We start from the raw sequence: 12,541 nt of genomic DNA on the forward strand, positions 1-12,541 counted from the left end.
TTTAAAAAATGAATCAAAACAGTAATTCTATAAATAAGATCTTCAATTCATTTTTTACTAAAGAAATTAGAATTTTAATTGGGTTAGGATTGCTTTTTCGTGCTTTATTATCAGTTCTGTATTTTCATGTAACTATCTTTCCGGATTCTGAGGGATATTTGTTTTTAGCAAAAAAAATATCCGAATTTAATCTGGATTTTTATAACGGAGAAAGAAGCCTGGGTTATCCCTTATTTATTTCATTGGCTTTTAATTCTGTTGTTGTAACGGTTGTATATCAGGTGTTTTTAGGTATTATCACGTCAGTATATTGGTATAAAACAATTTTGAATTTTAATTTTAGTTCAAAAAAAGCTTTATGTCTTACACTCTTTCTTCAAAGTTTTTTGCAGATTCATTTTTACGAAAGAATAATATTAGTAGAATCGCTCACACTCTTTTTTGTGTCTCTTTTATTCTATTATTTATCATCAGATTATTTAGAAAGCAAAAACATAAAAAAAGATTTAGCAGTAGGATTTGTGCTTGGGATTTTGGTATTGATAAAACCTTTTTATGCTTTTATTCCTTTTGTTATATACGGTTTGAGCGTGATTAAAAATTTTAGGTTTTCAAAATTTATAAGCTCTAAAATAATCATTTTGATTTTTCCTCTTCTGGCTTATTTTGGCTGGTCTTATGTCAATAAAGTAAATACGGGATATTTTGTTTCCACTACTTTTTTTGGACTTAATCTATCTCAAAACTGTGTTTATTTTGCCGAAAAAACAACTCAGGAATACCATTGGATTGGTTCTGTATATGCAAAAACCAGAGAGAATATTATTGTTCAAAATAAAAAGTTGCAGCCAGAAAACAGAAAAGAGGAAGCGATGACCATCTGGGATGCTCAAAATGAATTAATAAAAAAAACAGACCATAATTTTCCTAAACTGTCTGCAGTTTTAGGCCGTTATGCAATAGCGACAATTAAAAAAAATCCGTTGGAATACGCAAAACAAGTAGTTTTGAGATCGTGGTTTGATTTCTGGAAACCCAAATTGTATTGGAATTATAACAACTTTTCTTTTCCATTTGTCAATAAAATATTTTTAGGAATTTGGTATTTACAGACGCTGCTAATCTGGTTTTTCAAGCTTTCGTTTGTATTTTTAATTCCTTATTATTTGATACAATTCTTTAAGAATCGCATAATCTCAAAAGAGGTGGTATTTATAACCATTATTTTTGCAGTTTCTGTGCTTCAGGCACTCGTGACATATGGAGGCAATGCCAGATTTAGTTTCCCTTTTGAGTACATTATGATGCTGGTTGTTATTTTATTTATAAAAGAGAACTTCAATAAAAAGAAAGCACTTTAAATTCTTTTAGTTTTCATTCCAGGTATTCAAATATTGTTGTGCGATTTGAATATAATGATGTTCTTTTTCTATAAAATCTCGCGCTCTTTTTCCTATTGTGATAATCTCTTCAGGATTTTCAATTAGAAATGATAATTCAGTTACCAAATAATCCACATCTGGTAAGGCATTAATGCATACTTTTTCCGTTAAATTATAGTAATCCATAAATTCCTTTTCCGCTCCTGTAAAAACAACTTTTCCTTTGCTCATAGCTTCCAGTGCATTGTAACCTTGATCATAACCATAAACCTGATCCAGAATAATATGAGCGCTGTTATAAAGTTGGACATATTTCTGGTAAGGAAGACTTTTACTTATTATGATTTCTACCTTATCAGTATATTTTTGGTTTATAATTTCTAATGCTTTTTCAAAATATATTGTTCCTTTTTTTGTAAAACTGCTTTCATTTATTCCAAGAAAAATAATCACTTTTTCTAAAATAATTAAAGGTTCAAAAGCAATTTTATCGGTGTTTACAGGGTTTGGAATTAGTTTACACTGCGGAAGCGGAATTTTATAATCTAAATCAGAAACAATGGTCTGGCACACATTTGAATTTATAAAATCGTACAAATCCCTATAATTTTTTTGAGTATATTTTAAAGAAAAAGAATAAGAAGATTTTAATTTTTCGTTCTCAAGAAGCGGTGTCAAAATAGAATACTTCATTTCGTTTTTTAACAGGAAATCAATAATCGGCGTGTCTTCTCCGCATACTAAAAGGAAACTTTTTTTATTATTTTTAAAAATCTTTTTCAATAAATATTTAGAGAAAAAAGGGTACGTTTCAACAGCATTAGAATTGATTAATTGCACAATATCATAGTTCTTGAGTTTGGGTAAATAAAACCAAAATCGGATTCCCTTTTCTGCTGTTTGCAAATCGGTTCTAAAAATTTTAAAGAAGACTTTATTAAAAAAAAGCAACAGTCTAGTTGAGGTAATAAACCTAGGAAAGGTGGAGTAATCAACAGGAAACTGCTTAAAACTATCGCCCGTTCCTATAATCTTTACGTCGTGTTTTAGTGCTTCTAATCCTTCTTTTAAAGAATTATGCAGCCGGCTGTATTCTCCAATTAAGAGGATTTTCATTTTTCTTAATAAAAACATTTATATTTACGTAAATATAGATTAAAATGGCAAATGTTTTTTCGGAAAATGATCTGGAAATTTTGATTGCGACTAAAGACAGGAGCAATTTAGACTTTTTGACGAAGATGTTTCCGTCAGAACATTTTTCGAATTTTAATTTATTGATTATAAACCAATCAGAAATTTTGGTTTTACATTCAGAATATCCAACTGTCCGGGTTATAAATGCTGCGGAAATCGGTTTGTCCAAAAGCAGGAATAAGGCAGTAAAAAATGCTGTAAAAAAGATCTGCCTGATCACCGATGACGATGTTGTGTTTATTCCTAATTTTCAGAAAGATATCGTCGAAGCTTTTTCAGAACTTACAGAAGCTTCTGTAATTACTTTCAATCATATTCGATTTGGAAATTCCCAGCCCGAAAAGAAAGAAATTCAATCCTATAAACATTCTTTAAAATCAATTTGGAAGGTAAGCTCTATAGAAATTGCTTTTAAATTGGAAGAAATTAAAAAGCATCAGATTTATTTTGACGAATGGTTTGGTTTAGGTTCGTTTTTTGAAACTGCTGAAGAATTTTTATTTCTCAAAACTGCTTTAAAACACAGATTAAAGATGTATTACAGTCCGAAAATTATTGTTTCACATCCCGAAATATCTTCTGGAAGAAACGAAGGTTCACACCAATTAATCTTTGCCAGATCTGCATTATTTTACAAAATAAAAGGCAAATATGCCTACTTATGGCTTCTGAAATACTTGCTTTTTTTATACAGAAACGATCATATAAGCAAATCGGGTTTTAAGGAAAAATATAAAATAGGTTTATCTGGTATTTACAAATATCAAGAATTAGCACAGAAAAATTTATGACAACAATCGCTGATGTTCAATTGATTGAAATTCCCAAAATTCAGGATCGAAGAGGGAATCTTTCTGTAATTCAGGGAGAAACTATTCCGTTTGTGTCCAAAAGAGTGTATTATTTGTATGATGTTCCCAGCGGCAGTAAAAGGGGAGGGCACGCGCATAAAGAACAGCAGGCATTTTTGATTGCTTTAAGCGGCAGTTTTGATGTTGTGCTAAAAGACGGCAGACAAATAAAAACAGTAACACTCAATAAGCCCAATATTGGTCTGCTTATTGTTCCCGGCATTTGGCGTGAACTGCAGAATTTTTCTTCAGGTTCTGTCTGTCTGGTATTGTCTTCGGATGAATTTAATGAGGAAGATTATATTCGGGAATATAAAAAATTCAAATTATTTAAAAACAGCTGATACCAAACCTAAATCTGCTAATCTGGTTTTAAACGAAATTAGAATTTTTAATAAAGCGGAAGGAAGTCTTAAAAGTATTTTCTTTTTAAGACTCAAATTGTTCAGATCAATATCCTTATAATACATTTTGAATTGTTCATTTTCTTCGGCAATTTTGCTTTTTACGGCTAATGAAAAGCGATTTAAATCTAAGAATTTTTTCAACTCTGCATTTGATTTTTCTGCTTCGTTAAATTTAGAAAAATCCATTTTTTCATGAATAAGTTTTGTGTTTTTAGAAAGACTTTTAGAGTCGTAAACGTAACGCGCTAAAATTTTCCAGATAAACACAACAGGATATTTAAGCCCGATTCTAATCCATAAATCAGTGTCTTGTCCGCTTTTTATTTTAGTATCAAAATTTCCAATTTCGCTAAAAATAGTTGTGTGAAATACGGCGCAGGAAGTCCATATCGCACTCTCTTTCAGGCTTGCCTTAAAGTAATTTACAATTTGAGATTCTGGATCAGATTTTATAATAGAATACTGTGCCGGAATTGTTTTTTTTGAAGTTTCAAACTCAATTGCACCAGCAAAAACTTTCTGTTCCGGAAAGCGTTTGATGTTTTGCAGCATCGCCTCTAAAAATATCGGCCGCCAATAATCGTCTGCATCCAGAAAGGTAATATAAGATGCGCTTGCTTTTGTAATTCCGTAATTTCTGGCTGCAGAAACACCATTATTTTCTGTGCTGAAATAACTAATCCTTAAATCCTCAAACTGCAGTATTTTTTCTTCACTTTTGTCTGTAGATCCGTCGTTTATTACAATGATTTCAAAATCGCCAAAAGTTTGCTCCAAAACACTTTGTATCGTGTTTTTGATGAAATTCTCTTTGTTGTACAGCGGAATTATAATTGAAAAAAAAGCCATTTATTTTGTTTTTAAAGAGCAGTAAAAGCCCAATTTATAAAGGTCAAATAAAAGTAATGATGGTTTTTCTGAAAGTAAATTTTGTTCAATCCTTGATGCCGTCTTTTTAAACAAAAAAGCAAATGCAGTGGTAAGTTTAAGTGTTTTTAAACGAACAAACAACGCTATAATTTTACTATTGTCTTTTGTTATTTTTTTTGAATCATAAAGAAAAGAAAGATTCTCTAGTGCTGTTTTTGTTTTGTTTAGAAATACAGCACCCGTTTCTAAATTAAGATGATAAACAGGATTTTCCAGGTGTGTAATTGGTATTTTTCCGGATTTTAAAACAGAAAAAAAAAGCATATCCTCGAAACCATATTTTATAATTGTCTCATCAAAAGGAAAGCGGACAGCAATTTCTTTTTTTATCAATAAGTTCGATACAAATGCCGACTGAGCAGGATTTTTAATTCGGTCATCTACCTTTAAGGCTTCTCTTTTTCGACCATAAATCCAGCGTAAAAGCTGTTCTTTTGGAGGTTTTATATCTTTATATAAAATTCCGCCGTAAGCAATTGTTGTGCCTTTTTGCAGTTCCTGAATGTATTTTGAAATGAAATCATAATGCACCGGAATTGTATCGGCATCTAGAAAAAGTACATTTTCGTAAGAAGCTTTTTGAACTAATAAATTTCGAATATTGCTTCTTCCAACATTGTTTTTTAAACTACTGAAAGATACATTGTTAAGTTGATTTAGCTGCTGATTTTTAGTCAAAAACTCGTTTGACGCATCATCTAAACAGATAATTTCAAAAGAAATATCAGACTCCAGACATTGATTATAAAGTGTTTCAACTAAAGTAAAAACATTATAATTATAAACTGGAATAAGAATAGAAAGCATTACACGCTTCTTTGCACCACTTCAAAAATTCTTTCGTCTTCACATTTTAATGTTTTAGACGGGAATTTCATCAATAAAGCATAATCGTGAGTTGCCATAATAATGGTTTTACCGTTAGCGTTGATTTTTTTCAATACTTCCAAAACTTCAGAACTTGTCTGCGGATCCAGGTTTCCTGTAGGTTCATCTGCAAGAATAAATTCTGGATCATTAAGAAGTGCTCTTGCAATCGCAACACGCTGCTGTTCTCCTCCAGAAAGCTGATGAGGCATTTTGTTTACAAAATCTTTCATCCCGACTTTGTCTAAAACTTCATCAATTTTATGCTCCATTGCATCTTTTTCATGCCATCCGGTAGCTCTTAATACAAAAAGCATATTGTCTTTGATAGAACGATCAGGAAGTAATTTAAAGTCCTGAAACACAATCCCAATTTTACGTCTTAAAAACGGAATATCATTTTCTCTAATAGCAGCCAGATCAAATTCTACGATATGTCCTTCGCCTTCTGTTAAGGGTAAATCGGCGTATAAAGTTTTCATGAAGCTGCTTTTTCCAGAGCCTGTTTTTCCGATTATGTATATAAATTCACCGTGTTTAACATCTAAATTTATGTGAGATAAAATTTTTCTTCCTTCTTGATATATAGTGACTTCTTTAAGAGATAGTACGGTTTGTGACATAATAAAGTGATTAGAATGGTAAAAGTAATAAGATAACGGTTGGATTCAAAATAAATTTCAATCAATTCTTAAGAAAAACTTTAAAAAAAACAATTGCTTTTGAAAGTTTGAGAACCAATATTTTGAAGTTCATACGGCATTAAATAACAGCTTTTAAAATATTTGTTCATAATAAAACCTTAAAACAATTCGTTATAAACGTTATAAAATGATAAATTTGAATACTAAACAAAATTAAAATGCGTAAACTTTCTTGGTTCTTTTTATTACAAATTATCCTTTTTTCGACCATAGTTTCGGCACAAAAATCAGCTATATATACTTACGATTTAAAGGATTTTGACAAAGCACTCGCTTTATACAATGATAAACAATATGCTTCTGCACAACATATTTTTGAAGAAGTAAAAAATAAAACAGCAAACGAAGAAGTTAAGTCAGACTGTGCTTATTATATCGCCAATTGCGCCATTAGAACCAATCAGGCAAATGCAGATGATTTGATGGAAAGGTTTGTAGACGATTACCCTACAAGTACCAAACAAAACCAAGCCTACATTGAGGTTGCTCAATATTTCTTCGAACAGGGAAATTATCCAAAAGCGCTGGAGTGGTTTGACAGAGTTGACGAAAGTTACATGAGCAAAACCGAATCTGATAAATTCAATTTTCAAAAAGGATACAGCTACTTTAATGCTAAAAAGAAAAATGAAGCTACAACCTATTTTAATAAAGTTGTAAATTCTCCTGAATTTGGTTCGCAAGCCAAATATTATTTAGGATTTATGGCGTATGAAGGTGATGATTACAAAGAAGCAACAAAATATTTTGATGAGGTTTCTGGCGAAGAAAAATACAAAGAAAAGCTGTCGTATTATCAGGCTGATATGAATTTTAAGCTTGGAAATTTTCAAAAAGCAATTGATTTAGGGCAGAAAGCAATGGATAAATCAAACGCTCTGGAAAAATCTGAACTGAATAAAATTATCGGAGAGAGTTATTTCAATTTAAAACAATACGACAAAGCTATTCCTTTTTTGGAGCAGTATACAGGGAAAAAAGGGAAATGGAGCAATACCGATTTTTATCAGTTAGGGTATGCTTATTACGAACAGAAAAATTACGAAAAAGCAATTTCTCAATTCAATAAAATTATTGAAGGAAAAGATTTTGTGGCTCAAAATGCTTATTATCATTTGGGGTTGAGTTATCTAAATACAGGCAAAAAACAAGAAGCTCTTAATGCTTTTAAAAATGCTTCTGAAATGGATTTTAATGCACAGATTCAGGAAGATGCATCTTTAAATTATGCCAAAGTAAGTTACGATATAGGAAATGCATACCAGACAGTTCCGGGAATTTTGCTTGATTTCTTAAAAAAATACCCAAATAATTCGAGCAGATCTGAGATCGAAAAATTGTTGGTTGACTCTTATATTTCGACTAAAAACTACAAAGAAGCTTTGGTTTTATTAGAAAAAAACAGAAATCCAGAAAACAAAGCAGCGTATCAAAAAGTGCTTTTTTACAGAGGTTTAGAATTGTATAATGAATCTAATTATACAGAGGCTTCAAAAATGTTTAAAAGTGCTATCAGCGAACAAAAAACACCTGAGTTTACGGCACGTGCAACTTTCTGGAAAGCAGAGACAGAATATGTAACAGATGATTTTCAGAATGCTTTATTGAGTTACAAACAATTTGCTGGTTTAGCTGCTGCAAAAACTACAGATGAATATAAAAACATCAATTATAATATTGGATATACGTATTTTAAATTGAAAGAATACGACCAGGCTGCGAATTCATTTCAGGCGCAGATTGATAATGCTCCCGGCGATAAAGTTCGCCTAAATGATTCTTACCTTCGTTTAGGAGATTCTAGATTTGTAAATTCTAAATATGCTCCGGCAATGGAAGCTTACGGAAAGGCAATGGCTTCAAATAGTGTTGATGCCGATTATGCACAGTTTCAAAAAGCGCTTTCATACGGTTTTATGTCCAAAAACGATCAGAAAATCAGCGAGCTGAATAATTTTCTTAAAATGTATAAGAAATCAGAATATCGTGATGATGTTTTATATGAATTAGGAAATACTTACGTGGCAGATAAAAAGAATGATCTGGCGCTAAAAACGTACGATCAGCTTATTTCAGAATATAAAAATGGTTCATTTACTTCAAAATCTATTTTAAAACAAGGTTTGATTTATTATAATTCCGATCGTGACGAACAGGCTTTGACAAAATTCAAAAAAGTTGCAGCCGAGTTTCCAAAAACGCCTGAAGCTCTGGAAGCCGTTTCGACAGCAAGATTAATTTATGTTGATTCTGGAAAAGTAGATGAATATGCAACTTGGGTTCGAACTTTAGATTTTGTTTCGGTAACCGATGCAGAATTAGATAACGATACTTATAACGCTGCTTTTAAACAATACAGTCAAAACAACAGTAAAGCTGCAATTACAGGTTTTTCTGGTTATGTGAGCAAATTTTCATCTGGATTACATTCGCTTGAAAGTAATTTTTATTTAGCTCAATTGTATTACGCAGAAGGTTCTGAAACAAAAGCGGCTGCAAATTATGAATATGTAATCAGCCAGCCGAGAAGTGAGTTTACAGAGCAGTCGTTGTCAAGATTAGCTCAGATTTTCCTAAAAGCTAAAAATTGCGATAAATCGGTTCCGGTTTTAACCCGATTAGAAGACGAAGCAGATTCTCCTCAAAATAAAACTTTTGCGCAGTCTAATTTGATGAAATGTTACTATGATAAAAAAGATTATAACAATTCTGTAATCTATGCAGACAAAGTATTGCAAAATCCTAAAGCAGATGCAAATGTAAAATCTGATGCGCAGATTATTGTAGCGCGCGCAGCAATGCAGACTGGAGATGAGGATAAGGCAAAACAAGCTTATGCCAAATTATCTACAACATCTAAAGGCGAATTGGCAGCAGAAGCACTTTATTACGATGCTTATTTTAAAACTAAAGAAGGCAAATTTGATGCATCAAATGTTTCGGTTCAGAAACTGGCCAAAAACTACTCTGCGTATAAATATTACGGAGCAAAAAGTTTGGTTTTAATGGCCAAAAACTTTTACGGGTTAAAAGACAGCTATCAGGCAACTTATATTTTAGATAACGTAATTAACAATTTTACAGATTATCCAGATGTGGTTGAAGAGGCTAAAAGAGAATTAAGCGCTATTAAATTAGAAGAGTCAAAAACAAATTCATCGATTAATAAATAAGAAGAAAGAAGTAAGAAGAAAGATTAGAAAATAAAGAGAATAGAATAAAGAGAGAACAATAAAGAGAAAAGAGAAAAGACTTCTCGGTACTCTTTCTTCTTGGTTCTTTTCTCTATTTTCTCAAGAAAAAAAGAAAGAAATGAGTTTACCTTTTTATATAGTTGATGTTTTTGCTGATAGAAAATATGCTGGAAATCAGCTGGCAGTTTTTTTAGATGCTGAGAATTTGAGTTCGGAAGAAATGCAGCAAATTGCCCGCGAAATTAACTTCGCAGAAAGCACATTTGTAACCAAATTGGATAGAGAAAATAATAAAGCGGAGATTAAAATTTTTACTCCGGCGCAAGAGATGCAGTTTGCGGGACATCCGATAATTGGAACATCTTGGGTTTTGATGAATAAGATATTTGAAAATTCGCCAAGCGAAATTAAACTTACAGTTCCGATTGGAGGAATTCCAATTGATAAAACAGAAGATTTGATTTGGCTGAAAGCCGCACAGCCAAAATTTTGGGATGTTTTTTCGAAAGAAGATTTTACACTTTTTAGTAATTTGAAAGTCAGTGATTTTGAAAATCAATTTCCAATTCAGGAAGTAACAACCGGAAGTGCTTTTGTAATGGTTGGATTAAGTAGTAAAAGAGCTTTGGAGAATTTGGTTTTAGATAAAGATAAGGCCGATAAATGGATGAGGGAGCATTGTAAAACTGATCATAGAGGCTTATATTTTTATTATCTGGAAGATTCAAAACTGTTTAGCAGAATGCTTTGTATCGAACACAATCAATTGGTAGAAGATGCAGCGACAGGAAGTGCAAGTACTTGTCTTCAGGCTTTTCTGCTAAAATATCATAAACCTGAGTTTGAAATAATTAATTATCAGGGAGATTATATAGGTCGTCCGTCTCAAATTTATTTTAAAGGTAAATTAGCTGACGATCAATTTGATATTAAAATTGGAGGAAAAGCTCAATTTGTCGCAAAAGGAGAATGGGAAGCATAAAACAGAACAAAGAAAATAGAAAATAGAACAAAGAATATAGATTTTTAAAATATAGAAACAGAACAAGAGGTTGAATTTAAGAATTAAGAAATAGTATTCGTCTATGCTCTATATTCTTTTCTCTATACTCTTAAAAAGAATAAATATGAAATTAAATTGCCGAAATAAAATCATCGTCTTACTAGTATTATTTGTTTGCCAGCTTTCATTTTCACAGAAGAAAGATGAAACGATTGGGACAGAAACGGTAAATGTAGTAAAACCTTATTCGCCAACTATTTCTGATGCTTTTAAAGTAAAAGAAATGCCATCACTTGACGATACTGGAAACCAGCCAAAAGAAACCATAAAATATAGTATTTTGTCTGTTCCTGTAGCATCGACTTTTACGCCTTCTAAAGGAAAGGCAGAAGGTGTAGAAAAATCTAAAAAAGAAAGATTGTTTACTAACTATGCAACAGTTGGAGTTGGTAATTACAGCACGCTGAATGCAGAACTATTTGTAACGCAAGATTTAGGAAATAACGATTATGTAGCTGGAATGTTTCGCCATCATTCCTCGCAGGGAGGAATTAAAGATGTAGAATTAAACGATGAATTTTATGATACCGCATTAAATGTAGGTTATGGTGTAAACAGTCGTGATATTACATGGAATATAGATTTGGGATATCAAAATCAAATATATAACTGGTACGGTCTTCCGGCAGAATTTGGAGCAACAATTCCGGACCAGCGTTTTGATTTAGTTAGAGGAATTAATCCTAATCACTCTTATAACACAATTACTGCGGGCGGAAACATTGAGTTTACGGAAAGTATTTTTAATAAAATTGCGGCAAAATTCACCCACTTTTCAGACAGTTTTTCTTCGTCAGAAAATCGTTTTTATCTAAAACCAACTTTTAAAGTTGATGTTATGGAGCAATCCATCAATACCAATGTTATTGTAGATCACGTAAGCGGTTCTTTTGAAAATAATTATGCACACGATAATCTGGCACCTGTTAAATACGGTTATACAAATGTGGGCATTGAGCCAAGTTTTGTGATTAATGAAAATGACTGGACATTAGAATTAGGAGCTGGTTTATTCTACAGTGGAGGTTCTGAAAACGGCAGCAACAAATTTTATATTTATCCAAAAGTAAACGCTTCTTATAAATTGGTCGGCGACTTAATGATTTTCTATACGGGAGTAAACGGAAGCATAAATCAAAATTCTTATGCTGATCTGGTAACAGAAAATCCATTTTTATCACCGACACTAAATATCAGGCCAACCAATAATCAATACACGGTTTTTGCTGGTTTGAAAGGGAAATTGGCTAATAATGTAAATTATAATCTGACGGGTTCTTATCTAAACGAAAAAGATAAAGCTCTGTTTAAAAGTAATGATTATACAGAAGATGCTTCGAATGAAAATTATGCTTTTGGAAACTCATTTGGAGTTGTTTATCAGGATATCAGAACGTTTCGTTTTTATGGAGAGTTAAAAGCTGATTTTTCTCAAAACGTAACTTTCGGAATCAATGGAACTTTTAACAGCTACAAAACAGATGGAGCTTTAGAAGCTTGGAATTTACCCACTATAAAACTAAGTTCAACTTTGGATGTTAATATCACCAAACAATGGTATGCAGGTTTAAATGTGTTTTATGTAGGAGAACGAAAAGATATGCAGTTGAATACCTCGATTGTAACAAATGCGGCTCCAATAACATTAAAAAGCTATTTTGATGCCAATGCTCATTTAGGATATAAATTCAGCGAGCGTCTGACTTTTTTCTTGAAACTTAATAATATAGGAAATCAAGCCTACGAAAAATGGCTTAATTATCCTGTACAAGGATTTCAGGTGCTGGGCGGTGCAAATTATAAATTTGATTTTTAGATATTGCCGGAAAGATAATAAGGCACAAAGATATTTTTAAATAAATGTGCCTTTTTTTTCAGCCATGAACTCATGAATTTTTGGAGTAGATTCGTGAATTCATGGCTAATTTTTTTTAAATAAGAAAATA

10 protein-coding genes are annotated in these 12,541 nt (G+C 31.9%); 6 read left to right on the top strand and 4 right to left on the bottom strand.

Going from position 1 to position 12,541, the window contains the following annotated elements; genetic code table 11:
* Positions 1-8 precede the first annotated feature (8 nt).
* A complete protein-coding gene (locus B0A68_RS04785; RefSeq protein WP_051892568.1) occupies positions 9-1,361 on the top strand; it encodes a hypothetical protein in 1,353 nt (450 codons plus the stop codon).
* Positions 1,362-1,367: 6 nt separating this feature from the next.
* Here the strand turns inward: B0A68_RS04785 and B0A68_RS04790 are convergent, their stop codons facing one another.
* The gene (locus tag B0A68_RS04790) at positions 1,368-2,498 is read right to left on the bottom strand and encodes a glycosyltransferase (RefSeq protein WP_035688091.1); all 1,131 of its coding nucleotides are present in this window, start codon (positions 2,496-2,498) and stop codon (positions 1,368-1,370) included.
* A gap of 44 nt (positions 2,499-2,542) precedes the next feature.
* Between B0A68_RS04790 and B0A68_RS04795 the strand changes: the two genes are divergently transcribed.
* Positions 2,543-3,370: a glycosyltransferase family 2 protein gene (locus B0A68_RS04795; protein ID WP_035684332.1), complete on the top strand. Its 828-nt coding sequence runs from the start codon at positions 2,543-2,545 to the stop codon at positions 3,368-3,370.
* Positions 3,367-3,774, top strand: a complete 408-nt coding sequence (locus B0A68_RS04800) for a sugar 3,4-ketoisomerase (RefSeq protein ID WP_035684331.1) — start codon at positions 3,367-3,369, stop codon at positions 3,772-3,774. The genes B0A68_RS04795 and B0A68_RS04800 overlap by 4 nt, the downstream gene beginning before the upstream one ends.
* Here B0A68_RS04800 and B0A68_RS04805 read toward each other — a convergent pair.
* Genes B0A68_RS04805 through B0A68_RS04815 form a run of 3 tightly spaced genes read right to left on the bottom strand, consistent with a single transcriptional unit; the run spans position 3,757 to position 6,257 of the window.
* Entirely contained in the window at positions 3,757-4,686 is a 930-nt protein-coding gene (locus tag B0A68_RS04805) for a glycosyltransferase family 2 protein (protein WP_035684330.1), read from the bottom strand. The genes B0A68_RS04800 and B0A68_RS04805 overlap by 18 nt on opposite strands.
* Entirely contained in the window at positions 4,687-5,574 is an 888-nt protein-coding gene (locus tag B0A68_RS04810) for a glycosyltransferase family 2 protein (protein WP_035684328.1), read from the bottom strand.
* Positions 5,574-6,257 carry a cell division ATP-binding protein FtsE gene (locus B0A68_RS04815; RefSeq protein ID WP_035684326.1) on the bottom strand — a complete coding sequence of 228 codons (684 nt, stop codon included), beginning with the start codon at positions 6,255-6,257 and terminating at the stop codon, positions 5,574-5,576. Before B0A68_RS04815 ends, B0A68_RS04810 begins: the two co-directional genes overlap by 1 nt.
* Before the next feature lie 239 nt (positions 6,258-6,496).
* Between B0A68_RS04815 and B0A68_RS04820 the strand changes: the two genes are divergently transcribed.
* From B0A68_RS04820 to B0A68_RS04830, 3 genes are all read left to right on the top strand, one after another.
* Positions 6,497-9,511 (top strand): tetratricopeptide repeat protein, encoded by a 3,015-nt coding sequence (locus B0A68_RS04820; protein ID WP_035684325.1) that lies wholly within the window; start codon positions 6,497-6,499, stop codon positions 9,509-9,511.
* Positions 9,512-9,650: 139 nt separating this feature from the next.
* Positions 9,651-10,514: a PhzF family phenazine biosynthesis protein gene (locus tag B0A68_RS04825; protein WP_035684324.1), complete on the top strand. Its 864-nt coding sequence runs from the start codon at positions 9,651-9,653 to the stop codon at positions 10,512-10,514.
* 145 nt (positions 10,515-10,659) lie between these two features.
* Entirely contained in the window at positions 10,660-12,411 is a 1,752-nt protein-coding gene (locus B0A68_RS04830; RefSeq protein ID WP_035684323.1) for a TonB-dependent receptor, read from the top strand.
* Positions 12,412-12,541: the final 130 nt, after the last annotated feature.

This window comes from Flavobacterium reichenbachii, from assembly GCF_002217435.1.
GTDB lineage: Bacteria > Bacteroidota > Bacteroidia > Flavobacteriales > Flavobacteriaceae > Flavobacterium > Flavobacterium reichenbachii.